The 22742-nt window shown below is 57.2% G+C and carries 28 protein-coding genes; 1 reads left to right on the forward strand and 27 read right to left on the reverse strand.

Translation table 11 applies throughout. The features are described from left to right. Positions 1-4: 4 nt before the first annotated feature. The 10 genes from AC4IHP_RS05780 to AC4IHP_RS05825 form a co-directional block, all read right to left on the reverse strand. Positions 5-520, reverse strand: coding sequence for an integrating conjugative element protein (locus AC4IHP_RS05780; RefSeq protein WP_490831123.1), 516 nt, complete (start codon positions 518-520; stop codon positions 5-7). Next, the gene (locus tag AC4IHP_RS05785; protein ID WP_490831124.1) at positions 517-1065 is read right to left on the reverse strand and encodes a lysozyme family protein; all 549 of its coding nucleotides are present in this window, start codon (positions 1063-1065) and stop codon (positions 517-519) included. Before AC4IHP_RS05785 ends, AC4IHP_RS05780 begins: the two co-directional genes overlap by 4 nt. Beyond that, positions 1047-1766 carry a TIGR03759 family integrating conjugative element protein gene (locus tag AC4IHP_RS05790; RefSeq protein ID WP_490831125.1) on the reverse strand — a complete coding sequence of 240 codons (720 nt, stop codon included), beginning with the start codon at positions 1764-1766 and terminating at the stop codon, positions 1047-1049. The genes AC4IHP_RS05785 and AC4IHP_RS05790 overlap by 19 nt, the downstream gene beginning before the upstream one ends. Before the next feature lie 9 nt (positions 1767-1775). Beyond that, positions 1776-2447: a chemotaxis protein gene (locus tag AC4IHP_RS05795; protein ID WP_490831126.1), complete on the reverse strand. Its 672-nt coding sequence runs from the start codon at positions 2445-2447 to the stop codon at positions 1776-1778. After that, positions 2444-2986 carry a PFGI-1 class ICE element type IV pilus protein PilL2 gene (pilL2, locus tag AC4IHP_RS05800; RefSeq protein ID WP_490831127.1) on the reverse strand — a complete coding sequence of 181 codons (543 nt, stop codon included), beginning with the start codon at positions 2984-2986 and terminating at the stop codon, positions 2444-2446. Before pilL2 ends, AC4IHP_RS05795 begins: the two co-directional genes overlap by 4 nt. A gap of 106 nt (positions 2987-3092) precedes the next feature. Further along, a complete protein-coding gene (locus AC4IHP_RS05805) occupies positions 3093-3839 on the reverse strand; it encodes a DUF5983 family protein (RefSeq protein WP_490831128.1) in 747 nt (248 codons plus the stop codon). A gap of 53 nt (positions 3840-3892) precedes the next feature. After that, positions 3893-4387, reverse strand: coding sequence for a RadC family protein (radC, locus tag AC4IHP_RS05810; protein ID WP_490831129.1), 495 nt, complete (start codon positions 4385-4387; stop codon positions 3893-3895). Positions 4388-4486: 99 nt separating this feature from the next. Next, positions 4487-4744 (reverse strand): hypothetical protein, encoded by a 258-nt coding sequence (locus AC4IHP_RS05815; protein ID WP_490831130.1) that lies wholly within the window; start codon positions 4742-4744, stop codon positions 4487-4489. A 71-nt stretch (positions 4745-4815) separates the two neighbouring features. Continuing rightward, positions 4816-5397 (reverse strand): STY4534 family ICE replication protein, encoded by a 582-nt coding sequence (locus tag AC4IHP_RS05820; RefSeq protein WP_490831131.1) that lies wholly within the window; start codon positions 5395-5397, stop codon positions 4816-4818. 899 nt (positions 5398-6296) lie between these two features. Continuing rightward, positions 6297-6638, reverse strand: a complete 342-nt coding sequence (locus AC4IHP_RS05825; protein ID WP_490831132.1) for a helix-turn-helix domain-containing protein — start codon at positions 6636-6638, stop codon at positions 6297-6299. Between the two features lie 209 nt (positions 6639-6847). On the opposite strand from AC4IHP_RS05825, the gene AC4IHP_RS05830 reads away from it, so the two are divergent. Further along, positions 6848-7105: a hypothetical protein gene (locus AC4IHP_RS05830; RefSeq protein ID WP_104996133.1), complete on the forward strand. Its 258-nt coding sequence runs from the start codon at positions 6848-6850 to the stop codon at positions 7103-7105. Between the two features lie 39 nt (positions 7106-7144). On the opposite strand, the gene AC4IHP_RS05835 is transcribed toward AC4IHP_RS05830, so the two are convergent. From AC4IHP_RS05835 to AC4IHP_RS05915, 17 genes are all read right to left on the reverse strand, one after another. Beyond that, on the reverse strand, positions 7145-9112 hold the full coding sequence (locus AC4IHP_RS05835) for a DNA topoisomerase III (RefSeq protein ID WP_490831133.1): 1968 nt from the start codon (positions 9110-9112) through the stop codon (positions 7145-7147). 221 nt (positions 9113-9333) lie between these two features. Then, positions 9334-9804, reverse strand: a complete 471-nt coding sequence (locus tag AC4IHP_RS05840) for a single-stranded DNA-binding protein (RefSeq protein WP_490831134.1) — start codon at positions 9802-9804, stop codon at positions 9334-9336. Further along, entirely contained in the window at positions 9801-10319 is a 519-nt protein-coding gene (locus AC4IHP_RS05845) for a DUF3158 family protein (RefSeq protein ID WP_490831135.1), read from the reverse strand. Before AC4IHP_RS05845 ends, AC4IHP_RS05840 begins: the two co-directional genes overlap by 4 nt. After that, on the reverse strand, positions 10316-11071 hold the full coding sequence (locus tag AC4IHP_RS05850; protein ID WP_490831136.1) for a PFL_4669 family integrating conjugative element protein: 756 nt from the start codon (positions 11069-11071) through the stop codon (positions 10316-10318). Before AC4IHP_RS05850 ends, AC4IHP_RS05845 begins: the two co-directional genes overlap by 4 nt. A gap of 144 nt (positions 11072-11215) precedes the next feature. Beyond that, the gene (locus tag AC4IHP_RS05855; protein WP_490831137.1) at positions 11216-12403 is read right to left on the reverse strand and encodes an STY4528 family pathogenicity island replication protein; all 1188 of its coding nucleotides are present in this window, start codon (positions 12401-12403) and stop codon (positions 11216-11218) included. Next, a complete protein-coding gene (locus AC4IHP_RS05860; protein ID WP_490831138.1) occupies positions 12400-12948 on the reverse strand; it encodes a DUF2857 domain-containing protein in 549 nt (182 codons plus the stop codon). The genes AC4IHP_RS05855 and AC4IHP_RS05860 overlap by 4 nt, the downstream gene beginning before the upstream one ends. Next, positions 12945-14528, reverse strand: a complete 1584-nt coding sequence (locus tag AC4IHP_RS05865; protein ID WP_490831139.1) for a ParB family protein — start codon at positions 14526-14528, stop codon at positions 12945-12947. Before AC4IHP_RS05865 ends, AC4IHP_RS05860 begins: the two co-directional genes overlap by 4 nt. A 14-nt stretch (positions 14529-14542) precedes the next feature. After that, on the reverse strand, positions 14543-14752 hold the full coding sequence (locus AC4IHP_RS05870; RefSeq protein ID WP_490831140.1) for a hypothetical protein: 210 nt from the start codon (positions 14750-14752) through the stop codon (positions 14543-14545). Between the two features lie 88 nt (positions 14753-14840). Further along, positions 14841-15677, reverse strand: a complete 837-nt coding sequence (locus AC4IHP_RS05875; RefSeq protein ID WP_490831141.1) for a ParA family protein — start codon at positions 15675-15677, stop codon at positions 14841-14843. 4 nt (positions 15678-15681) lie between these two features. Further along, positions 15682-15912 (reverse strand): AlpA family transcriptional regulator, encoded by a 231-nt coding sequence (locus tag AC4IHP_RS05880; protein ID WP_490831142.1) that lies wholly within the window; start codon positions 15910-15912, stop codon positions 15682-15684. Between the two features lie 102 nt (positions 15913-16014). After that, complete coding sequence (locus AC4IHP_RS05885; RefSeq protein WP_490831143.1) at positions 16015-16767, reverse strand: hypothetical protein; 753 nt, start codon at positions 16765-16767, stop codon at positions 16015-16017. A gap of 404 nt (positions 16768-17171) precedes the next feature. Then, a complete protein-coding gene (locus AC4IHP_RS05890; RefSeq protein ID WP_490831144.1) occupies positions 17172-18455 on the reverse strand; it encodes a methyl-accepting chemotaxis protein in 1284 nt (427 codons plus the stop codon). 114 nt (positions 18456-18569) lie between these two features. Continuing rightward, positions 18570-19247 (reverse strand): energy-coupling factor ABC transporter permease, encoded by a 678-nt coding sequence (locus AC4IHP_RS05895; RefSeq protein WP_490831145.1) that lies wholly within the window; start codon positions 19245-19247, stop codon positions 18570-18572. Between the two features lie 59 nt (positions 19248-19306). Further along, on the reverse strand, positions 19307-19747 hold the full coding sequence (locus tag AC4IHP_RS05900; RefSeq protein ID WP_490831146.1) for a nitrile hydratase accessory protein: 441 nt from the start codon (positions 19745-19747) through the stop codon (positions 19307-19309). Next, positions 19744-20397 carry a nitrile hydratase subunit beta gene (gene nthB / locus AC4IHP_RS05905; protein ID WP_490831147.1) on the reverse strand — a complete coding sequence of 218 codons (654 nt, stop codon included), beginning with the start codon at positions 20395-20397 and terminating at the stop codon, positions 19744-19746. The genes AC4IHP_RS05900 and nthB overlap by 4 nt, the downstream gene beginning before the upstream one ends. A 19-nt stretch (positions 20398-20416) precedes the next feature. Then, the gene (gene nthA, locus AC4IHP_RS05910; protein WP_490831148.1) at positions 20417-21049 is read right to left on the reverse strand and encodes a nitrile hydratase subunit alpha; all 633 of its coding nucleotides are present in this window, start codon (positions 21047-21049) and stop codon (positions 20417-20419) included. Between the two features lie 76 nt (positions 21050-21125). After that, positions 21126-22640, reverse strand: a complete 1515-nt coding sequence (locus tag AC4IHP_RS05915; protein WP_490831149.1) for an amidase — start codon at positions 22638-22640, stop codon at positions 21126-21128. Positions 22641-22742: the final 102 nt, after the last annotated feature.

Below are 22742 nucleotides of genomic sequence, written 5' to 3' on the forward strand. Positions count from 1 at the left end.
GTACTCACTGTTCCAGTGAGGTGGCGGTGATCAAGACGGGGTAGTGCTCAATCTGCAGGCGGGAGGCAATGTCGTTGCCGTTGACCGGCAGGATAGTGATGCCCGGAGCGGCTGCTCGAATCCGGGCCAGGGCTTCAGCGTCGGTCACTTCGACGGCGAGACCAGCGGCCCCCATTTCCTGCAGTTCAGCCGCACGTTGATGCAACCAAGCCAACGATTGGGGATCCTCACCGACCAGGAAAAATGGTCGTAAGCCCGGCATGTTCAGGGCACGAGACGTGATCTGGCCGGGGCTCAAGTGAGCGCTGCGGATGGGCAGTACCCAGGCTTCATCGGCATAGGTGGACAAGTCTGCATGTATGGCCCGATCAAGCTGGATCTTGTGGTTTATTGGCAGCCCGGAAACTTGAAAATGGAGGCGGGTGAAGTCGCTAGGCTGATCCTCGGCTACGGTCAGTACCGGCTGGGCGAAAGTAGCCAAGAGCAGGATGAAATAGCAGATAAGGGGTATTCGCTTCATGGTGGCGTGCCCTGTTTGAAGGAAACCTGCAATCGTTCGAGTTGTCGCGAAAAGCCGGCGCGGTAACGCGCGGCCGGCGTTCCTCCTGCCGGGCGGTGGTAGCGGCCGGCAGCTGACACCCAATCACCGGTAGCGGCGTGATGCTCCTGCAACAGCGCGGCAGTCACGGCGAGATTTCGGTAGGGATCGAGGGCTTCGCAAGGGCTGGGGAAACGTTGTCCGTGGTAACCCAGGTTGGTTTGTCCAAGACCGACATCAACTCGCTTGGCGTCATGCCGGGCGAGTGCTTGAAGCAAGGCGTGACAGGCGGCCGCTCGGGTGGTGAATCGGTAAGGTATTCCTGCGATGTTCAGGGTCCAGGGCCAGGGCAGCAGTTGATCACGGACGCGGATACCACTCTCCTGCAGCGCAATCGCGAACAGCACCTTTGAAGGGATGCTGGCGTCATGCGCCGCTAGTTGATAGGCAGGCGGCGGAAGTTCGTCAGCCTGGGCTGCGAGCATCGTCAGCATGAGCGCAAGTCCACTCAGTCTAAGCGTTGCCATTGTCCGTTCACCTGTTGAAATGTGGCGGGCAATGGCCCCGCAGCACCCAGGCTGAACCAGCGACCTCGGTCATGGTTCAGGGTAATCTGCCGGCGCTGAACCTTGGCCGGATCGATGTCCGCTTGCCGAGCCCAGCGACGGACGCGTTCATCCTCGCCTTGGCTGCCCACCAGATAAATATCAAACGCCGTATCACTGCTTTGCAGACGCTGCGCTTCGGTGGTACACGCTGGGCAATGGTCCTCGACAAACAAAGCTCGGCGCGGCTCTACCGGTGAGCTAGCGGTGGGCGGGGATGCCATACCCTGAATCGGCAACAGCCCAGGAAACAGCTTGGCCCAAGCCGCGGTGTAAGCGTTTTGGTAAGCCAACTCGCGCTCGGCGCGTTTGGCTTCCAACGCCACCTGCAATTCGGCATAGCGCTGGCGTTCTTGGTCGGTCTCTGCCTCGACGCCGAGCGCAGTCAGCGGATCGATATTCGGGCTCCAGAAACCACGTGGGCTGGCTTGGATCTGTTCGAAGCGTGTCCACTCCTGCTCCGTGAGACCCCAGCTTGTCGCCTGTTCAGGGTGCGAGCGCCCCAGCGGAGTGGACTGTGTGTCCTGGACCCGTGACGGTGTCGTGACAGGGTTAGCCATCGCAGCGGCCGTGCTAAGCAGTGAAACGAGACAGACGACGGGGGACAGTAGCGCTCGGTTCATGATCGTTTCTCAAGGGAGTTGCACGGTCTGGTCTGGCTGAGTGGTCACCGCGAAGATGGCCGTGTTCGGCTCCAGCACCTTCAGGTGCCATGTGCCTAGCTGCTCGCCGCTGTGCAGCAACTGGATATCCTTGAGCGAACGGCTATGAGGAGGAGCGACGGCCAGAAAGCGCTCGCCACCGCGAGATTCGACACCCAACACGGAGAATGGCGGTGAGAGCGGGGTAGGTTTGGCGCGAGCGGCTTTATTCGGCTTGACCGAGGAGGGCGTTGGTGGTGGGAGTGGTGGCTGGGTCTTGATGTCCAGGAGTTGCTGCTCGACGTGCTCAAGTCGTGCGCGTAGCGCGATCATGTCGGCTTCGGTGGCGCGGTCTGCCAGACCGTCGCGTAGCTCCTGTATCTCTTGCGCCCATTGATCCAGCATCGGATCGAGGGTATTGGCCTGTTGTTCACCGGTATCGACCATCTGCTTCAGGTCTTTCAGTGCGTACTGCAGCTTTTCCTGTGCATCCATGAGAGTGCTTGAATCACGTTGCAGGGTGTCCAGGGCCTGTAGGTGTTGGGTGTTCGCACTTTCCAGCTCGGTCACGCGTTGATACTGGTTATACAAACCACCACTCAGCCCGGAGACCGCCAGGCAAAGTGAGCCGACAATGAGGGTTTGAAACGTCGAGGCTTTCATGGGCGTGCCTCCGACTGATGGGACGAGGTTGGTGTGATCTGCACGGTGCCAGCGTCATTTTTCTCCCGTTCGAAGCAGACCGAACGGCTGACCTCATCGGTCGTGAGTTGCCATGCGGGGCCTGCCAGCACTTGTAGCGCGTTGCGTAATGAGATCGGGCCGAGTCGGTAATGGGCGGCGGGCAGAGCCCGGGTAAACAGTATTTTCACTGGTTCCTCGGCAGGGCAGAGCGAATAACCCGAGCGCTGCAGCACGTAGTGCATTGCTTCCTGTACCGAAGGATTCAGGTTGGACGGAATGCTCACGTCAACGATTTGAGCGAGAAGATCACGTTGTTCCGTGGTGGGCTCGGTGCTGACCAGCGTATAGCGGCCATAGCGGAGCTCTGACGGATGGCTTTCGTCGGCTGGGCTCCTCGATAACTGGGGTCGATTGGAGCCACCGTCAATCTCTGGATGAGTCGGCAATGGGGTTGGGATTGGCGCGGTGCAGGCGCTCAACAAGCCCAGCAGGCAGACAGGCGTGAAAAAACGCTCCATGGAAAAAACCTCATGTCAGATTCAGTGCAGAACCTGACATGAGGTGAAGGAGCGATTCAGTGAGGAAGTTGATTCAAGGTGGATCGTGTTAACGCTGAACTCGTTGCTATTCATCAAAAATCGCGAGCCCATCCAAGACGGCGGCGTCGGGGTCGAAGATCAACAACCTCACATCCGCCAATGCCGCTAGATACAGTACGTTGACCAAGGCTTCCGGCGTTCCGGCGTCGAGCTGTTCTTGCCTCAGCGACGAGTAAGGATTGCCCTCGATCTGCACTAAGTTATCGTCGGCCCAGGGCGTGCCGATTAGCTTACATCCGACGCCATTGCAGTCTGGCAGGGCAAAGGGTTCAAACAGCAGTCCGGTTGGCTTGGAGTCGAAATTGCCAACCCAGCTTTCCAGGTGGCGCAGCGCTTCGTCAGTGAGGTGTGCGGTACTGATCTCCCAGGCTCGACTGTAGTGTCCTGTGTCGAAGCTCAAACGATGGACCATGGCTTGGGCTTCTTCCAAGGAGTACAGGTCACCGACATGATGTCGTTCGTTGAGCATTTCGCCAGTCACGGCATAGATCACTTGTCGCACCAGCCCGATGGACTGGCAGCGTTCATTCAATTCATCCGGAATGGATTGACCCTCGCTGATCAGAGCGAAGTCGTCATTGAACAGGCAGGGAAACAGTTCTAACGCATCGTCGGGCAGGTGGGCTTGTGCATCATGTACGGGGCGAAAGCAGGGAGGGCAGTCGTTTGCGTAGGTGATCTGTAGCAGTCGTTCAATATGCAAGTAGTCGTAGCCGCGAGCAAATGGGTTTGATGTTTCCAGCAGAGCTGGGGGTTGGGGTGAAGGGTTCATGAGGGTGCTCCAGAAGGAAATGAACAAGGCGTCCGAAGACGCCTATTGGGGGGTTAAAGCCAGTCATGCTCGGCAAGGGAGAGAGGACGACCTTCGCCTACGATGAAGTGATCCAATAAGCGCACTTCGATCAAGTCCAAGGCCTCTTTCAGTCGTGCGGTCAAGGCGCGATCCGCCAGGCTAGGTTCCGTGCAACCGGAGGGGTGGTTGTGAACGACAATGGCAGCGGCTGCGTTATGTGCGAGGGAGCGCTTGACGACTTGGCGGGGGTAAACACTGGCGCCATCGATGCTCCCATGAAAGAGGATCTCGAATGCCAGAACGCGATGGCGGGCATCGAGAAAAATCACACCGAAGACTTCATGCTCTTGTTGCACAATATGAAGTTTCAGATAAGAGGCCACGGCGTCAGGTGACGTCAGGTTTGGGCCGCGAGTGAACAGCCGACGATCCAGAATATGCAACGCTTCTTTGATCAGCCGGTTTTCTTGGGCAATGCGATCAGCCTCGACATCCGAGGTTTCAATCAGTGTGAGTTGGGTGCTCATGAGGTACCTCCGAAGGGAGCAATCAGGGGCACACGCCCGAGGGGAGTGGTGTCCCCAAGGTGGATATAGAGTGACCGGCATTGCCCGACGGCGCGCCGTTTATAGCCGTGTGAATCGATGGCGTTGTCCGCGAAGATGGGAGTCACAACCGTCGCAGGGCAACGGGGAGAGGGGTCTTATTCCCCAGCCAGTTTCGGGATCGAAGTCGGCACTGAAGGGCATTAACCGAACCAGTCCGCGATGGAGACCGGCGATGCGTTTCTCGATCTCATCCGTCGAGTAGTAGAGCGATAACGTGCTGTAGTCCTCGTAAGCCGCAGCGAAGAGGCAGTCATCGCAAAGCCAGAAGGATTCCATATTGGTTCTCCTGTGCAAATTGAAGAAAAGGCGCTCGATTGAGCGCCTTGATGTAACACCTCGTGGATTGTTCAGGCGGACTGAACAGCACGTGTGGCGACACGGCGAGCTGTGCGGGGAGCGAGTGGAGATTCAGGTTCAATCCTGGACTCCGTTGGGTTGTCGGTATCCTCAGCGTCGGCATCAGCTGACGTTGGGGATGGCTCACTGTTCGGCGCTTGCTCAGCAGGTGCTGTTGCCTCCTGCCTGGCAGGTGCTTTGTACTCGAACGTGCCATTGACCTTGATCCAGTCGATGAACAGCAGACGACCTTTCAGGCTGGCACCCGGCAGGCCTTGTTTACCGCCTTTCTCATAGAGAAATGGGTCAATCCACAGGTCGCCGATACGGAACGACAGCAAGACCTTTTTCTCGGCTTTGACGGCGTCCATGTAGAGACGAATTAAGCGTTCAGCTTCACCTCCAGCGACTTTGCAGTCGAAGCGGGTGTACTCGACCGCATCGGTTGCACCGTGCAGGGCGGCGATATCGCAGGCCATGAACGGCTGGCCGCGCCGGACTTGTACTTCACGAACACGGTTGAGGTAGCCGATACCGACGGTGTGCAGATTGAAGTAAGAGGTCGCTTCTTGGGATTGGTTGGCGTGGGCCATGGTGGTTCTCCTTTCGAGGGAAAACGGCGACGCACAACCCCTGACGGGGAAGTGAGCCCCGTCAGGGTGGGTTAAGGTGAAGGCAAGCGATGACGACACGCCACCGGCAAGCCGATGACAAACAGAACGATGCGCCTGGGGAATAGCGGTGCAGCAGAAGAGAGTCCGCAGCAGTGGTCTGCGGACCTAGGGTAGTGGGCATTCATCACCGCTGAAGCGGTAATCGTGCGAGCCTCCGAACGCTGATCGCACTTGGGTAAACCACCACAAGCGTGGCGTAGCCTTGAAGGTTAAAGCTACCTGGGCTGGGCTGTCGACGACAGCAAACCACGCCCTTTGTATAAGCCTGTCATAGGGGAGCGTCAAGACGCTACAACCCGATTTTTTATGGTCGGAGTACAGTGGTAGTCACTGGACTGAAGAAAGTGAAGAGTGGGCCTGGCGGGGGGCCAGGCTAGGAAGAGAAAAGCCACCTTTAGTTGTCTGACGCAATCGGCAAGCGCCTCGCAATACTTGGCTTGACTGCGCCATGATTCACCAACCGACCCTTGTCGTGGCCTGGGTCGGAACCTGCTGGCACGCATCCGCGCACAAAAGGTACCCAGTGTTTCCCCGGCGGGCTCCGGGCCTGAATACGATCGCCGAAGCGGATGACCGCTATTGCCTGGCAGAGGCAACAGTGGTCATCCGCCACCACGATCAGGTCGAGCACAAACAGGAATGAAATTCCGCAGAAGAGAAGGCTCCGAACTCGAAGAGTCCGACCGAGCTACCCGGAGCGCATCGGTCTTGGGCCGCCGTTGGCGGTGATCCGAAAGGCACTACAGCAGAGAGGTAAGGATGACGTCAAGACAGAGGGCAACCCTCAAGTCCTCTAGATCGAATACGAGTGAATGAGCTTATTTGTTGGCGAGATGAGCAGCCAATTGCTGGACGGTAGCCAGGACAAAGGCACGGTCGCTTTCTTGAAGGCCGCTCAGCAGGCCCGCGATCATCTGGCCCTGGTCGCTGGGGCGATTGCTCGACTCCGTCAGCAGTTCATCCATCCGGCAGTCGAAGATGTCCGCAAGTTGCATCAGCTTGACCACGGAAAGCTCCACCACACCCCGCTCAAGACGCGAAATGGCTTCGCTGCCGATCCCCAGACGTTCAGCCACCTCCTCCTGGGTCAGATTACGCTGAGTGCGGTGCTTCGCGATCATGCGTCCGATTTGGGCTTGGGTTGGATGTTTATGTGCCAAGTGATGAGTTCTCCAATTCAACCCGAATGGTTGAGCAAAGACCCGTTGACATGAACATCCTTAACGGTTGAGTATCGACTTAGAGGGTTGTTATATTGACTGAAATACCTGTTTGTCGCGACGTGACATGTGTTCCTGCAGGAATGAGAGCCCGTAATGACCAGTAAGACTGAGCGGTCTGATAGGACCAAATGGAGGCAAGGTTGAGCATGGATGAGCCGCGCGAGAACGTCACGGACCTGATCTGGGATCGAACACTGGAGCTGTTCATCAAGATCCATGATTGCCCTGATAGCCCCGAACATCTCGATAGCCTTGTTCATTGGCTAAACGAAGATCCTGCTAACCTGAAAGCGTTCAACGAACTGGGGCAGATATGGATCGCGACAGGCATCGCCTTGGCCCGTGAAATCGGACAACCGCTAGACGATTTGGAGAAGGATCAGGCGCCGTTGATGATGCACTGACGACTTCCCCCGTGGTTCATGTGAGCGCCAAATGGTGCCTCATGGACGACGTATACCTTTGTTGATCGGCACCGTGCTTTTGCAGTCTGGGTAGTGGGAGCATGACCAGAACGGCCCTGATTTTCCCTTCCGCCTGAGCATTGATGCGTTGCAAATGGGGCAGACCGGCCCGGCTTCGACCGGTACCGACAAGGTAAGCGCTCCGCAGATTGCGATCAGCTGCGTAATCCAGTGCGCCTGCTTGGCAACGAATGCATCCAAGGTCAGACGTCCCGCTTCGATTTCATCCAGCGCTTGCTCCCAGATCGCTGTCATACCCGGATCGGCGACTGCAGCGGGTACCGCTTCGATCAGCGTATGGGCCGCTGCGGAGGCCGTTAATGCACGTTTTTTCTTCAGCAAGTAACCGCGATCAATCAAGCCCTTGATGATGCCGGCTCGCGTGGCTTCGGTGCCGATACCGGTGGTGTCCCGAAGTTTCTGTTTCAGACGCGGGTCATTGACCAGCTTGGCCACATTTTTCATCGCCCTGATCAGATCACCCTCGGTGAGCGGTTTGGGCGCAGCGGTGCGCATGGATTTGAGTTCGACGTTGTCCACTGCGCACCGCGTACCCCGCTGTAGGACGGGCAATACCTGGGATTTTTGACCGGGTTCATCGCCTTCGGCGCTGTCGGAGAGCAAGATTTTCCAGCCTTGGACGAGGATCTGTTTGCCAACAGCAGTCAAACGTTCGGCGCCGCACTCCAGTTCGATCTCGGTTCGATCAAACTCGTGATGCGGCAGGAATTGCGCAAGGTAGTGGCTACGAATCAGTTCGTAGACTTGGCGCTCTCGTTCTGACATCCGCCCAAGGTTCGCCGGCTCGGTGGTGGGGATGATGGCGTGGTGCGCGGTGATCTTGGCATCGTTCCATGCTCGTGAGCGCAATGATCGATCGATACTTCCGAGCGCTGGGCGTAACGCGGGATCCATTCTGAGCAGGGCATCGAATACCGCGGCTACCTCGTTAAACATGCTCTCTGGCAAATAGCGGCAATCGCTGCGCGGATAGCTGGTGGCTTTGTGGGTTTCATACAAGGCTTGGGCGATGTTCAGCGTTTCCTGAGCGCCGAGTCCAAACTTGCGTGAGCAGACTTCTTGCAGTGTGCTCAGGTCGAAGGGCAGGGGTGGCGCTTCGCGCAAATGCTCAGTCTGCAGCGAGACTACGGTGGCGGTCTTGCTGCTAGAAATCGCTTGGACGGTCTGGCTGGCAAGCGCCTGCTGCAGGCAGCGACCGGCTTCGTCACGTCCTGAGCTTGGCGGTATCCACGACGCGATGAAGGATTGCCCCATTGAAGACAGGTGCACCTCCACCACCCAGTACGGCACAGAGACGAAGCTGGCAATCGCGCGGTCTCGTTCAACCACCAAGCGCAAAGTGGGCGTTTGGACGCGTCCAACCGACAGCACGCCGGCATAGCCCGCCCGCCGTCCTAGGAGGGTAAACAAACGACTGAGGTTCATGCCGATAAGCCAGTCGGCACGGCTGCGTGCCAGGGCTGAGTGATACAGCGTTAGGGTCTCATCGTTTGACCTCAGCAAGGACAATGCCTTGCGGATTGACGCCTCATTGAGTGCCGACAACCAGAGGCGCTGAACTGGGCCACGATAGTTGCAGAGCTCCAGTAATTCGCGGGCAATCATTTCACCTTCGCGATCGGCGTCGGTGGCGATGACGACGGTGGTAGCTTCGCTGAGCAGCTGTTTGATGATTTTGAACTGCGCGACAGTCTTGGGTTTGACCTCAACCCTCCACTGCGCGGGAATGATCGGTAGGTGGTCCAACGACCAGGTTTTGTACTGATCGCCATAGGCTTCAGGTGGGGCCGTTTCCAGCAGGTGACCGATACACCAGGTGACGGTTGTCTCGCGTCCGATGAAACAACCATCGCCACGTCGGCTGGCTCCGAGAACCTTGGCGATGTCACGACCCTGGGAGGGTTTTTCGCAGAGAAAGAGACGCATAGAACTGCTCCGGGTTGAGTTCGGAGCAGCGTTGTTTGAAACAGCTGTGGCGAGATATGAGAAACCTGAATGGCAGGTTCCTCATATTAGTCGGTGAGGGCGGTCTTGATTGGGGGTGGGCTACTACCTGGTAGTCACGTGAACAACAGTGCTTCACGAGCAGCGAGTAATGACAGACCAGGAACTTCGCGCAAAGGCGCAATTTTTATGCCTCAAATCAGTCATGCCGATGGTGGCTGCCCTCTGCGCTTTTTGGACTTCGACGCAGGCGAGCTGGCTTGGTCTGTAGCCTGCCCGACGTGAGCCGCAGGTTGGGCTGGTTCACTGGAGCGCTCCCGCATGGCCACGTTCTGCACGCGATGAGGCAGGATGCCGACACGACGCGCCTCGATCTTGAAGGTGACCCGCGCATTGTCTTCACTGTCCTCCCACTCATCGCGCACGGTGCGGCCCTCTACCAACACACGCATGCCTTTCTGGTACAGCGTGCTCCAGTGTTCAGCCTCGCGGTGCCAGAGCTCGACCGGCGCCCAATAGCCGCCTCGATCCTCATAGCTTCCATCGCGTGGCACGGGGTTGTCGAAGTACACATTCAGGCGCAGCAAACGCCGTGGCTCGTCATTGCCTGACGGGAACTCCTGGAACTCTGGCGCACTACCGATGTTGCCTTCGCCGACGAAAAAGGTACTCATTGTGATATCTCCGCTGCTGGTGTGAACTGGCGCAGCAGCCGTTCGGCGCTGGCCATTTTGATCGCGCAGGTTGAAGCCTGACGGTAGAGCGAATGCACCACGCTCATCTGCAAGTTCAGTGCGATACGCTCGCATTCGAAACGGTGCAGTCCCTCGCATACGGCTTGGGGCAAGGCCTTGTTGGAGACCTGGCGTTCCCAGACCGCAACCCCCATACGAGCGAAGTCTCGGGTGCGCCAACGCAAAAAGGTGCTGCCCGCACTGGTGTTCTGCAGCACCAATCGGGTATCCAGCAGTGAGTAAGGAGGTTGTTCGGTGTGCTGCGCCACAGCCTCCATCAGGCGACGTAACTGCGCCTCGATTCCCCTCGCCACCTGCGCCAGGTGTTCTAGCTCCCCCTTACCCTTAAATGGTTTTAAAAGGCCTTTTAGGGAGGCAGCGTGTTCGAGCTGTCGATAGGCATCCGGCGTGAGTGTTTCGAGGGGCATTGGTTGAGTCGGGATCACGGGGTTCATACTTCGTCCTCCGGCTCATCGACTGTCGCAGATGGCTCTATCGCGTTCTCCGCCAACGCTTCAGCGTCATCCACCGCCACAGCACCATGACGAACGATGGGTGGCGCGAACTGGGAGCGGCGATGCCCCTCAATGATGTCCATAGGGGGTAATCCAAACTTCTCCATAGCCGCAAGAGCACGAGCGTTATTCGCCGCCATATCATCACGGGTGACGCCGGCATGCCGATAACGCTGCGCCTGGCCAAACAAGCTGCGCAGCAGATGAGCACCGTCGTCGATCCAAGCTTCCATGTCCCTACGACCGATCAAGGCGGTGTGATGAGCCAACAGCGTATGTCGCACCAAAGTGTCGTAGTCAGTCAGCAGGTAAACGGCGAGGAAGCCCAGTTGGCTGCCGATGTACAACGGTAAGGTGACGGGATGGATGTTGAGGTTGTCGCCCATGTCGATCTGCGTCGGCAGCTCTTGTCTGATCCGGTCCAACTGCTGGGTCAGTTCCAGCATCCCATCCTTGGCCTGCATCAATTTTTCTTCGAGCTGCACGATCGCCCAATCGGCATAAGGATCGTCCTGCGCTGCGGCTTGTTTGATCTGGTTGGTGACGCTGATGTAGCCGGCCATGCCCATGATCGAATGGACGCCTTCGCGTGCGGTTCGACCTTGCCAGATTCGGGCGGCGTGGTGCGTGTGCAGGGTCAGCGTGATGCTGCTGCGCAATGAACCCAAGTTGAGCTGATAGTGATCGGCCACGGTGTTGTCCTCGCATAGGCTTGGACGGGAACGTTGCGACAGATGAAGGTCAAGGACAGCCGAAAAGCTGAATGCGGTCTGTTCGATTTGGTTCGAAACGGTTGATTTTCGAGACGATCAATAGTGATGCCAGTGGCATCAAATCTACTGACGTCCAGGGCGTTTGCTACGCAGCTGGCGCAGTTCATCCAGGCACGCTTGGGCGAGAGCAGAGGCGGGTTCGCCCTTTTTCCTAAGTTGGCGCGGGGGAGCGGGTGGCGGTTTTGCAATGGGTAACGATTCAGCCTGACCTGCCCAAGGGTGGAAATCGCCTTTCAGCGCCCGCTGGATCAGGCCCATCAGATACGCCGCAGGTTTGCGGATACCGCCGGCCGCACATCGCGCCCCCGCTTCGTTGAGCACCGCCTGTCGATCCGCTGGTTTAAGCTTGCCCAGCGCCACGGTGACCGCCTGACGTTCGCTTGGACTCAATTGCAGCGGATCGGGCCAGCGCAGGTTATCCACCGCTGGGGTCGCGCGCGGTACCGTACTGATACTTTCTTTTAATACTGTACAGGCAGCGTTCGGATTCCGAACGCTGCCGGAAACATTGGCGCTCGGACCCGGTTCGGAATCCGAACCGGGTCCCGCACGATTCCGAACGAGGTGGTCGCCACCCAGTTCGGAATCGTGCAGCGCTTCATCGGGCGCCTTATCCAATCCTTGTTTTGTCCAATGGTCGCCCCAACTGTCGAGCCGGGTGGGGAGCCGACCCAAATCGATATCGGTGTCCTGACGAATTTCTTCCAAAACATGCCGAGCGACAATTCGCACAGCCTTGGTTGCATGATCGAGGGCGTGTCCGACCAGCTCCAGGTAATCCTGATCCAGCTCCATGGCTTCGGCGGGGGTTAACGGTTCATCGTGCAGGATGTACAGAGAACCTTGTAGGCGCCCGCTGAGCTGATCGCGGCCACGACTTACCAAGCTGAGCCAGCGGGTCAGCCGGAGCATCGTCAAAACGCGAGCGATGGTTTCACGAGAGGCTGACGCACCGTAGGGTACGCTCGACAAGTAAGGTTGCAGATCTTCATAGCGCGGCGTGACCACGCCCTGGCCTTGCAGCATGAGTCGAAATACTTGCCAGGCATTCCGTTCCAATGGCGTTAGCCGACTATCCAGCAGCAGTCGACGCGGCACGACTTCGTGAGATTGGCCACTGAACAAAAAGCGCGCCTGCAGGGTCTGGTTGGAAGGATGCTCAGTGGTTGAGCGTGAGGGCCAACATTCACTTAATTGCTGGGTGCATTGCTGCAGAACACGCTGCCAGCGACTGGAAGGGGCAGTGTTCATGTTCCGTTGCTGTAATGGTCGATCTGCTGCCAAACGATGGTCAAGCTGATCTGTTGCTCCTCTGCCAACATCATCATGGCGTCGAGCTGATCCTCAGCACCGTCCTCAGCCCGTAGTTGGCACCAACGCTGCCAGAGCGCATGTTCCTGCGCTTCGCTCAAGTTCTGAGGACGGCCCTTACGGGTTTCTATCTTGAGCAGACGTCGGCGCAGGGCGGTTTCCGAATGCGCCAAGCCGAAGTGCTGATACATGATGGTACTGCTGGCACCGAGCTTGAGCGCTCGGTTGATCAGGCGCTCGTTCTGTTCGTCGCGTTCGGCCTGGGCGATCAATCGATGCAGCACCGGCGAATCAATCTTGACCTCAACCCAGGGGACGGTGGCATGGGCCAGACGTGACAGTGTGCTGGGCGGTAAGGATTGCAACAGGTAGATGTCGTCTTCACCCAGTCCGAGTGCTTTGCAGCGTTGCAGATTACCCAGACGCAACTCGTGAAGGACTTGAGTCAGCATGGCCTGGTTGAGCACATTGAAGGACAGGTTCATGGCAGCTCCCTTGGTGAATCGTCTTCAGGAGTAAGCGTCAAGTCGATCAGGCGCCGGGCTAAGCGAATGAGGCGATACAGTTTGATTAACAGATAGTCGGGCAGTCGCTCCAGTCCTACGTCCACGGCGGGACGATCGGCCAGCGGGAGTTGATAGACCCCCAATAGCAGTTGCCCGAAGAGGGCTGAGGGCAATTGCTTGCGATCCTCCCAGTTCACTTCGTCTTGTGCACGCAGCAGGGCCATGAGCAATAGGTGAACGCCGGCCGCACGAGGCTCTGAAAGATCAAGTTGCTCGATGCTGAGGGCGAAGCCCAGGCCATGCTTCTGGTCGATGATGCTCTCGGGATGTCCAGCATAGGCCGCCATTTCCCGAGCCAGGCCGCCAATGGCTAAGCGCAGTTGTTCGGGGGTATCCAGTGTTGGTGCGATGATCCAGATGTCGTCGATCGGACAGGTTGCGACGGTCTTTGCTGGTTCGGATGCAGTGGCGCGATCAATCTGTTCGCGGATCTGCTGAACACGTGACGGAGGGCTGACTGCTGATACGACATTCGTTACGGGCAGCGTGAGCGGTTCCTCTCGCTCTGTTTCGGTCTGCGTCCCGGTTTCAGCTGATTTGGGATGAGGCTCGGGTGGAGGAGGCCCGGCCGCGGGCTCATCAACGCTCGGCAGTAGGTTGTTCTGCGGTGGCGTGAGGACTACGCCGGGCGCCTGGATAACCCGTTGGGTGTCGCCCAGCTCCAGGGCCAACATGCGGTAGGACTGTCCGAGTAAGCGACTCATGCGTTCTAGCAGTTCATCCTGGATTTGCTCAAGGTCAAAGGACTCTGGGTCGGTATCGAATTGCCCTAGGGTGTCGAGCCAAAACTCGGGAAAAGCGACGGCGTCGGTTGGATAACGATTCCAGGTTCGTTCAGCCTGGCTACGCAGGCCAATCAGGCGTTCAATTTTTGGTTTTCCCAACCCGGCATACAGGGTTTGTGGAATGGCGGGCAGTAAATGTTCAAGGGTGTCCAGCATCCGGCTGATGTGCGACTGCGAAATCGGATAGCCTCCAGCGGCAAGACGTCGTGCCAGCTCACGTTGCGAGAGTGGTGCTCCATCTGATTCGAGCATGGCCTTAAGTTTGGTCACTGCCAGAGCACGCTCGATGAAGGTGAGTTGGCCGTGCAGATCGCTTTCAGCCAGATGGCCGAGTAGGGCGCTGATTTCATCGGTCCAGGGTCGGAACAGGCAATGAATGCGAAAGAAGCGCTCATCGTGGGTTTCCTGCCATAGCTCACCGAGAATCGCCAATCGCGTATTACCGCCGTTGCGGATAATGAAGTAGGTTTCACCCGTGCGGCGGGTAATCGGCGGCGGTTGATCCAGTCCGCGTTCACGGATCGAGGCTTTTATATCGTCATAAAGCGGATTGCGGATGAAGCGTGGGTTGTGTTCGTAGGGCCGTAACTGCTCCAGCGTGACCAGCATGGGGGTGTCGATGACTGGATCGGACAGTCGCTCCAGTTCTGGACCCCGAGGAAAATGGTCTTGGTGCAGTTTGTCGGTGATCTCCTCCTGATTGAGCTTCTTCATCGGAACAACCTCAGTTAACGCCGATTGTGCACATGGTCACCGACCGCAAACTTGACGATCTCGGCAGTCCCCGAACCTTCGAAGTGTCGGGAAAGTTCTGCGAGGAACAATCCCATGGCCGAGCGCCCACCCTGCAGACGAAAGACCACGGTGCAGTACTCCTCGCACGGTGGATGATGTGGTAGAACGGATGGCTGAGCGGTGATGGGAAGTTGATCCAGCATTAAAAGACTCCTGGCCAAACGGTGCCGGCCTCAAGGTCGATCAAACAAAATGATCGGGTGAGAAATACCGGTTTGGTGATTTTTATCATTAAGCCTCCGCGCACCTGCCCACCGTAGAGATCGCTTCGCCCCATTCCGGAAACAACTCGATGGCCAACGCCTGCAGGGTTTCCAGTGCTGAGGGCGAGCGTCGTTCAAGAGAGCGACGCGCCTCGATTCGGTGGACTGGTAGACCGAGGGAGGCGGCATTGAGATACGCCACTCGGTCTGGAACTACGGTGTCCAGAACCGAGATATTGGTAGCCTCCACGAAAGTCTCGCGCAGGCCTCGGATGATCATCCGAGTGTCCAGCCGAATGGCATTCACCTGATTCAGCAGCAATTGCAACGGTGGTGGTGGAATGCTGAGGTGGCGGAACGGTTCGAGTTCGCTGAGCAGCTTAAGGGTGCCGCAGTGCAGTTCGCGGGCGGCGAGCATTTCCGGCGTGATGGGAGAGAGGGCGAGATCGGAGGAGAGGAGGGCCATTTCTAACAGCACGCTACGTGCGCCCTGGGTGTCGATCAAAAGCACGTCATAGGTGGGACGGAAATTATCGAGCAAATTGCGCAGACGCAGTCGACCGTCATAAGCGTGCAGCAGCAAGGTGCTCAGTCGGCTTTGATCGTAGTTAGAGCTGATTAGATCATGCCCTGCAATCACTCTCCAGGAACTAAACTGGGCAGGTATAGTTAGGTTAAGTGCGGTGAACTCGTAGGCACCTGCAGCCTTGTGGTTCAAAGCGTAATAGCTGCAGAGTCTGGGTTGGCTAACCAGGTCCAGTAGCAGGACGTGAAGGGGGGCGTCAGCCAATAGGCCGCCGAGGTTGACGGTCACCGTGGTCCTGCCCTCGTCCACTTTAGTGGAAAACATCGATAAAACACGCATGACATCAGGCCTGCGGGTCTAAGCGCTCAGCGACCCACTGCTCAATTTCCAGTGAGTCCCAGCCAACCGCACGCAGGCCGATTCGTTTGGCTTGAGGGAAGTTACCTTCTTTCATCAGGTTGTATATATGCGCGCGTTTGAAGCCGGTTTTTCGCTCGACCTCGTCACGTCGCATGATGTGGCGTTCAATATTGTCTACGCGCCTAGGCGAGTTGTGGGCCAATTGATTAGTCATGTGGAGCACTCCATAGCGCTTTGCTGGGGAGTTGCCATTCAAGAACAGGATGGGTAAATGAACACCGAAAAATGCGATAGTGGGACTCGCGGTTTTCGGTATCTACGCTGAGTCATCAATGCTGCGCCTAGCTGCTGCGAACTTTTCTTCAAGAGTACGCTGGCTGAATCCAGCTTTGTTTCGATTGTGAGCCATCAGAGCACTGATGATGGACGCCTGGCTGGTGAAGGGGGAGTAGGGTTTGCCACTCGGTGTTTTCGCTAAAAATAGGTTAATTAGAGTGCCTATCAGTTGAAGGTAGGCTCGTTCATTCCGAGCGTTTGGTTTTTTATTTTGATGGACTAGGTCTGTAAGCTTGGTGTTGTCTCTGCGAAGGGCTTGGGCTTCTAATTCCAGATTTTCGCAATGGTCTTTTGCATTCTCGTAAAGTGCCTTTAGAGCGTTATTTTCTGTGATAAGTGCATTTACTAAATTAATATTGTTGCCGTAAAGGATTTTGCTTTCCAACGTACTGAATAAAAAATTTGGTTTTTCCAGAGGGTAAAATTTTATAAACCAGTTCTTTAGATCTACATGTCGTATTGTAATCAGAGAGGGTTCAATGACAGCTGCGGCGGGGGTTGTAATACCGTAGTATCCGTAAACTAACTCTCCATGAAGAATGGCATCCCAGAGAATATCAAGCTTTTCCTGAATGCATGCGGGAACCGCATGCTTCTTGGGCTGAAAAGCAGACAAGGACTCCTCACGTAGTATTCTAGATTCAAATTCTTCAAGGCCGCACCATCGCACCGCTACCTCGATAGGGCGGTAAAAAATTTTAGTGCTTGGGGGTTTAGGAATATTATCTTCCATGAGGGCTCCACGCCGTATCCACTGGCTGTCTATATTTTCTCGTGCTTTTAACTTTTCTATTAATTCGCCGGGATTTTTGTAATGCTTTTAATGGGGGTGTTGCTTCCACCTTGCCAAGCTCAGCCTAAGTTCAGAAATGCACATACTTACCCGGAATATCACTTTTTCTCATATGTGCTAAAAATAAACTCTGTTTGCTGGTTCTGCACTTACAAATTGGCGGTTCGGTGCTGTCTTACAACTAGGTCCTGCAGTTGCGCTCAGATATTGAATTAGTGGTTTTGCATATCCGAGCTCCACCGGAGGTCGATATAATTTTTTCTAATTAAGGGGCCGGTCTTCGATCTAGAGGCTTGGATGATTGATTTCCGCGCACGACGTTTAGTGCGGATGCTCACTTGAACTCAGTACCTCTCGATCATGTCAGCCGCTTGTTGGGTTGCTTGGCTTGTTCGGGTGGCCAGCTTCCGAACTTCGTCGGCCCCTACCGCAAAACCCCTTCCGGCCTCTCCGGCTCTGGCCTCTATGGCCGCGTTCAGAGCCAGTAGATTGGTCTGTTTGGCGATGCTTTGTATGGCGGCGACGATTTGCGTCAACTGATCGAGGTTTTCCTGCATAGCTTGATGCTGACGTTCCTGAGTCTGACGCAACAGGCTTTCTTCATGGAGGGTGTGCACGTCTGTGATCGCCCCTACAGTATGTAAGGGCGTGCCGTCGCTGCTTCGCTGGGTCTGTCCTTTGCCTGTGAACCAGCGATACTCATCGTTGCGGTGCCTGAGGCGGTAGGTTACATGGAAGGGTGTCTGGCCGGAGCGGTCGGCGACATGTTCGACAAACGCCTGTACGGCACGCTGGCTGTCTTCGGGATGCAGGCGAGACAACCAGCTTTCGAATACATTGGGAAACTCTTCGATGGTTTCGTAGCCGAGCAAGCGGCGCATCTGTGATGAGAACCAGATGACATTGTGCGGATTGGCTGGATCGCCTGCGACGATATTGATGTCCCAGAGTGCGTCCTGAATGCATTCGCGGAAAATATCGAAGCGGGCTGAAAGTATCGCGAACTCTAGTTCTCGCACGCGCTGGGTATGGATGTCACGCACAATACCGACGCTGACCTGTGGCATTCCCCGTTTGTCCCGGAGCGTATCACCGGCAACTTGGACCCAGCGGTATTCTCCCGAGTGGTTAGCGAGGCGCACATCCACCTGGTACACAGTATGTCCGTTGCGATCGGAAAGATGACCAGCCAGGGCATCCAAGTTGGCCTGTCGGTCATCAGGGTGGAGGCAATCGTTCCAAGGGCCGAGACATGTGGGGAGGTCCGTTTGGGCGGGCAGGTTGCCGAACCATTGCAGTACTGCATCGCGGGTGGGCTGCAGACTGCCATTGAGCTGCAGCTTCCAGAGCAAAGTCCCTGACCCGCATACCGCCAATTGCAAAAGTTGCTGTTGATCGTGCAACTGTGTTTCGTATTCACCTAGTTGACGCTTGATGCCTTGCTGCTCTGCATTAAGGTCGTCTACGTTGGCCCGGAGCGCCGTGCGATCGGCGAGCAGGCGTTCGATGCCGGCCAGAACCCGCCGCAGTGACGAATCCTTCGCCGCTACCGATACACTCTCGCCTTGCTGTCCCAGCCTGTCGCCAAGCAGCTTCAGTTCCTTGCGGATGTTATTTCTGAAAAACATCAAATACCTCTGGGGTTGCTCACGAGGATTCGGGGTGGTTTTTTCTCGATGGCGCCGGGCATTACGGTCTTCGAATGCCCGGGGGACAGTCCGCTATGGACGGAGTACGTCTACTCAGGCGGCTTGGTACAGTCGACGCTCGAGCAGCGTGCTACCACGAAGGCGATGGGTTGCCTTGACCCCGGCCAGCACGGCGAGGTCCAGCAGCGGTTCGAGAGCGATGACGGTCATGTAAGCACTGCCGAAGGTCAGAATTGACATGGCGTTTTCGGCTGTGAAGCCTTGTCCGTAGAAGGCCCAGAAGGCAACCCAGGCGACAATGCCCACCTGGAAGGCGGTCGACAGCCCCAGAGCTTGTCTGTAGCTCAGCGCCACATACGGCGTGTCTGGCGCGATGATGTGTTTCGCCAGGGCAGCGACTGCGAACAGTGGTACCAGAAGGGTGGTGACGTTCATACCGTATTGCGGTAGATCGAATGGAGCGAAGAACAGGCTCTGGATCAGCAGCCCCAGGGCGAGCCCCGCCGCTGCGGGGGCGGCGCCCAGCAGCAGAAACAGCGTTGATCCCAGGATGAGATGTACTTCGGAAACACCGACTGGATAGTGCGGTAATAGCTCGAAGAAGCTGAATACCAGGGCCGTGGCGGTGATTGTGCGAGCCAGCAGCGAAAAGACACCACGCTCACCGATGGCTTGCGCAGCGAGTTTGAGGGTGTAGGCGCCGACACCTGCGGCAGTGACATAGCTCAGCCAGATTTTTCCAGCTTCCACCAGATTCGGTTCGATATGCATGACGATTGCTCCTTGGACGCTTCGCGACCTCGAAAGTAAAAAATCGGCTGACTGCGGCGTCAGTTTGCGACACGGCTGATCGCTACCGGCTCGCGCCGTGGGAGGTGTTCGTGCTCGTGTCCATGAGGCGGTGGGCAACTCGCATTGAGCAGCGTGACCGGTTGTCCATGGGGGGTGTTCAAGTAAGCTTGGTGCCATTCCTCGCTGCGCTGGGTGATGTCTTCCATACCCGCTAAACCGAGTGTGGTGACCATTCTTTCCATGGCTGCGATCCATTGCCGGTAGTAAGTGTCGTTCACGCTTTCTCCGGCCTGCGCCGGGCTCGCCTTGATCTCGTCGCTGAACACCTGCACCCAGTCCTTCCAGGGAAACAGACCGATTTGGTGCAGGTGTAGCAGCAGGGAAAAAGCCTGGGCCTGCCAAGGTTTGTCGAACACCGGGCCTTCATCGTCGAGAGACAGGCCGGCTATTGGGGGGATGTGACGCATGCTGGCGTTCATACGGCCTCCAGATAGTTGTCCCAAAGATCAATGCAAACACTGTCCGGTCGCGCCACTCCCCACAATTCTGTAGCGCTGAAGCGAACGGCATAGACCTGTTGGGGTTGCTCGCCTAGACCGTGGGCCATCGTGTCTGGGGTGGCAAACGCGCCATGTGCAATCTCGATGGTCCCGACCTTGCCGCGCGCGTAGCGCGGCAGTCGGGTGTGGGTCGTTGGATTGAGGTTCTTCGTCCGCACCCGGTCACCGACCCGGAAGCGGCCGCTGACAGCTTCCTTTGCCCTGGATGAAGCGCCTCCAAGGATCACCGCCTCGACGATGTCCGGTGTGAGCACCGTTGGCGGCTGTGCCGGTAAGGTCGGCTTGACCGTACCCTGCAGTTCGGCAGCGCTGATCACGCCTTTTTCCTGCAGCAGGGTCTCGAAGGCGTGAAGCCAGTGTGCGTAGTAACTCGACTGCAAGTATTCAGCCGGTTCCATGCGTTCAATGGAGTGTCGGAACTCGTCGACATTGAAGTGTCCGCCGACGAAGAGCGAAGCGAACAGCGGAAAGATCCTGCGCTCCCAGTCGTGATGGAAGACGGGTTCATTTTCTTCAGTGAGCACTGGGCCGAAACCGTGCATACCGCCTAAGTCGTGTACACCGTTCATGGTTTTCTCCTTCTCAGGTTCAGGCTTCGTCGCCCGGCGTCTTCGGCAGGCCAGTGCCGATCATGGCGTCACGCGTCACCAGCTCGACCAATCGTTCCTCGCTCCAGCCGTCAGTGCCCGCCGGCGGTTCCGGCAGTACTAGGTAGCGCAACTCCGCACTGCTGTCCCAGACGCGAATTTCCTTGTCGTTGGGAATAATCAAACCGAATTCGGCCAGCACCCCGCGCGGATCGATGACTATCCGTGACCGATAGGGCGCGGATTTGTACCAGACCGGTGGCAGACCCAAGGTCGGCCAGGGGTAGCAGGAGCACAGCGTGCAGACCGTCACGTTGTGCACGGTCGCGGTGTTTTCCACCACCACCATGTCTTCGCCCTGCACGCCGGAAAAGCCCAGTTCGGCAATCGCCGCGGTGGCATCTTCCAGCAGCCGATGTTTGTAATCGGGATCGAACCAGGCCTTGGCGACCACCCGAGCGCCGTTGCGCGGGCCGATCTTGTGCTGGTAAGTGTCCACCAGAGCATCCACGGCGGTTGGGTCGACCAAGCCCTTTTCGATCAACAGGGATTCGAGCGCCTTGACACGCAAGGCGATGGATTCAGGAGGCTGGGTGTGATCGTGGTCGTGGTGATGTTCGTGGGTGTGGCTCATGTGTTGATTCCTCTGAAGTTGATACTCACTTTCAGTGCTACTTGCCGGTGTTTGCTCGCCAATGCGATACGCAGGTTCACAACGTCCGCCAATCAACAGAAGCCTCGAATGCTGCAGCAGCCTGATAGAGAGTGCCTTCGGCATAATGTTTTCCGACTAACATCAGTCCCACGGGCAGTCCGTCCACCAAGCCACAAGGAATCGACATGGCGGGGTGCCCCGTAATGTCTTGAGCGGCCGTATTTCCAAGCATCTCCAACGCCCGCGTGACGGTATCGATGATTGAAGCACCCGGTTCAGGGAGCGGCTGGGCGGTGATTGGCACGGTCGGCATGACGAGCAGGTCATAGGTGTTCAACGCCTTGTCATAGGCCGCTCGGGCAAAGCGCGCAATGTTCTGGGCCTTGGCGTAGTAGCGACCGTTGTAGCGCTCCAGACCGAACTGACCCACGAACATGCAAAGCTTGAGTGATGGCGACAACGCGTTCGCCTGATTGCGCCAACCGGCCTGTTTGTCCAGCAGGCCCACGTCGTAAAGCCCCTTCCAGTTAAAACCCGCTCCGTTACCGTGCATCATTTGCATGGTCAGGCCTTCACAGCCGATGGGGCTCCACAACGATCCCGCCAGGATGTGTTCGGGAACCGATACCTCCTCGACCCGCGCGCCCAAAGCCTCGAGCCGGGCGATAGCGGCGCGCACCTTTTCTGCGATACGTGGATCCTGGTTAGCGAGTTGGAAGCCTTCCTGGAGGATCCCGATCCGGAGTTCGGTCACGCCTCGTTCTAAGTAATCGCTATAGGCATCGATCTCGGGAGCGGTCTGGCGGGGGTCGAGTCCGTCCGCTCCAGCCATCGCTTCAAGCATGAGAGCGTTATCGCGTACGTTGCTCGTCATGGGGCCTACATGGTCGAAAGTTGCCTCGATCGCCATGACGCCGGTATAGGGAACCAGACCGAAGGTGGGCTTCATTCCGTAAATGCCGCACCATGCTGCCGGAATGCGGATGGAGCCGCCCTGGTCTCCTCCGACAGCCAGATCGACCTCGCCCGACGCCACAAGCGCCGCGCTGCCGGAAGACGAACCGCCGGTCGCGAAACCATGACGAAAAGGGTTGTGCACAGGCGCTGGGTCTGAGGTATGGCTACCACCGGAGAGGCAGTAATGTTCACAAGTAGCTTTGCCGAGGATGGTTGCTCCAGCGTCGAGCAGACGCGTCACCACGGTGGCATCAAACGACGGTACGAAGCCCTCCAGTGGTGCGGCGCCGTTCATCATCGGGACACCGGCCAGAGAGATATTGTCTTTGAGCGCGACTGTCTTGCCAGCGAGCTTGCCCGAACTGGCGCCCATCAACTCAGTTCGGTAATACCAAGCGTTCAGCGGATTTTCCGTGCTTGAAGGGCGATAACCAGAGCTGCGCTCGTAGCGCACTGGAGGGATGAAATCAGGCAACTCATCGACTAGGTCGTAGGCATCGAAACTGGATTGCATCAGTGCCAGGTATTCGCTGGCTTGCTCGGGTGTCAGTTGTATGTGCAGGCGGCTGGCGAGATCTTGCACTTGTTCGAGCGTCGGGCGAATGATGGCCATGGGGGTGTCCTGTTTCCTGTGCCAACCCGCAGGATTGGCAATGTCTGTTCAAACGTCATCTGGGGACGCCCGGGCACGGTGCGCACTGTCGGCGAAGTCGCG

It is taken from the genome of Pseudomonas sp. UF-293 (assembly GCF_058245595.1).

Bases quoted from the DNA above. Each gene is read 5' to 3' on its own strand.
- AC4IHP_RS05780 (WP_490831123.1), bottom strand. From the start codon at position 520: ATGAAGCGAATACCCCTTATCTGCTATTTCATCCTGCTCTTGGCTACT.
- AC4IHP_RS05785 (WP_490831124.1), bottom strand. From the start codon at position 1,065: ATGGCAACGCTTAGACTGAGTGGACTTGCGCTCATGCTGACGATGCTC.
- AC4IHP_RS05790 (WP_490831125.1), bottom strand. From the start codon at position 1,766: ATGAACCGAGCGCTACTGTCCCCCGTCGTCTGTCTCGTTTCACTGCTT.
- AC4IHP_RS05795 (WP_490831126.1), bottom strand. From the start codon at position 2,447: ATGAAAGCCTCGACGTTTCAAACCCTCATTGTCGGCTCACTTTGCCTG.
- pilL2 (WP_490831127.1), bottom strand. From the start codon at position 2,986: ATGGAGCGTTTTTTCACGCCTGTCTGCCTGCTGGGCTTGTTGAGCGCC.
- AC4IHP_RS05805 (WP_490831128.1), bottom strand. From the start codon at position 3,839: ATGAACCCTTCACCCCAACCCCCAGCTCTGCTGGAAACATCAAACCCA.
- radC (WP_490831129.1), bottom strand. From the start codon at position 4,387: ATGAGCACCCAACTCACACTGATTGAAACCTCGGATGTCGAGGCTGAT.
- AC4IHP_RS05815 (WP_490831130.1), bottom strand. From the start codon at position 4,744: ATGGAATCCTTCTGGCTTTGCGATGACTGCCTCTTCGCTGCGGCTTAC.
- AC4IHP_RS05820 (WP_490831131.1), bottom strand. From the start codon at position 5,397: ATGGCCCACGCCAACCAATCCCAAGAAGCGACCTCTTACTTCAATCTG.
- AC4IHP_RS05830 (WP_104996133.1), top strand. From the start codon at position 6,848: ATGGATGAGCCGCGCGAGAACGTCACGGACCTGATCTGGGATCGAACA.
- AC4IHP_RS05835 (WP_490831133.1), bottom strand. From the start codon at position 9,112: ATGCGTCTCTTTCTCTGCGAAAAACCCTCCCAGGGTCGTGACATCGCC.
- AC4IHP_RS05840 (WP_490831134.1), bottom strand. From the start codon at position 9,804: ATGAGTACCTTTTTCGTCGGCGAAGGCAACATCGGTAGTGCGCCAGAG.
- AC4IHP_RS05845 (WP_490831135.1), bottom strand. From the start codon at position 10,319: ATGAACCCCGTGATCCCGACTCAACCAATGCCCCTCGAAACACTCACG.
- AC4IHP_RS05855 (WP_490831137.1), bottom strand. From the start codon at position 12,403: ATGAACACTGCCCCTTCCAGTCGCTGGCAGCGTGTTCTGCAGCAATGC.
- AC4IHP_RS05860 (WP_490831138.1), bottom strand. From the start codon at position 12,948: ATGAACCTGTCCTTCAATGTGCTCAACCAGGCCATGCTGACTCAAGTC.
- AC4IHP_RS05865 (WP_490831139.1), bottom strand. From the start codon at position 14,528: ATGAAGAAGCTCAATCAGGAGGAGATCACCGACAAACTGCACCAAGAC.
- AC4IHP_RS05870 (WP_490831140.1), bottom strand. From the start codon at position 14,752: ATGCTGGATCAACTTCCCATCACCGCTCAGCCATCCGTTCTACCACAT.
- AC4IHP_RS05875 (WP_490831141.1), bottom strand. From the start codon at position 15,677: ATGCGTGTTTTATCGATGTTTTCCACTAAAGTGGACGAGGGCAGGACC.
- AC4IHP_RS05880 (WP_490831142.1), bottom strand. From the start codon at position 15,912: ATGACTAATCAATTGGCCCACAACTCGCCTAGGCGCGTAGACAATATT.
- AC4IHP_RS05885 (WP_490831143.1), bottom strand. From the start codon at position 16,767: ATGGAAGATAATATTCCTAAACCCCCAAGCACTAAAATTTTTTACCGC.
- AC4IHP_RS05890 (WP_490831144.1), bottom strand. From the start codon at position 18,455: ATGTTTTTCAGAAATAACATCCGCAAGGAACTGAAGCTGCTTGGCGAC.
- AC4IHP_RS05895 (WP_490831145.1), bottom strand. From the start codon at position 19,247: ATGCATATCGAACCGAATCTGGTGGAAGCTGGAAAAATCTGGCTGAGC.
- AC4IHP_RS05900 (WP_490831146.1), bottom strand. From the start codon at position 19,747: ATGAACGCCAGCATGCGTCACATCCCCCCAATAGCCGGCCTGTCTCTC.
- nthB (WP_490831147.1), bottom strand. From the start codon at position 20,397: ATGAACGGTGTACACGACTTAGGCGGTATGCACGGTTTCGGCCCAGTG.
- nthA (WP_490831148.1), bottom strand. From the start codon at position 21,049: ATGAGCCACACCCACGAACATCACCACGACCACGATCACACCCAGCCT.
- AC4IHP_RS05915 (WP_490831149.1), bottom strand. From the start codon at position 22,640: ATGGCCATCATTCGCCCGACGCTCGAACAAGTGCAAGATCTCGCCAGC.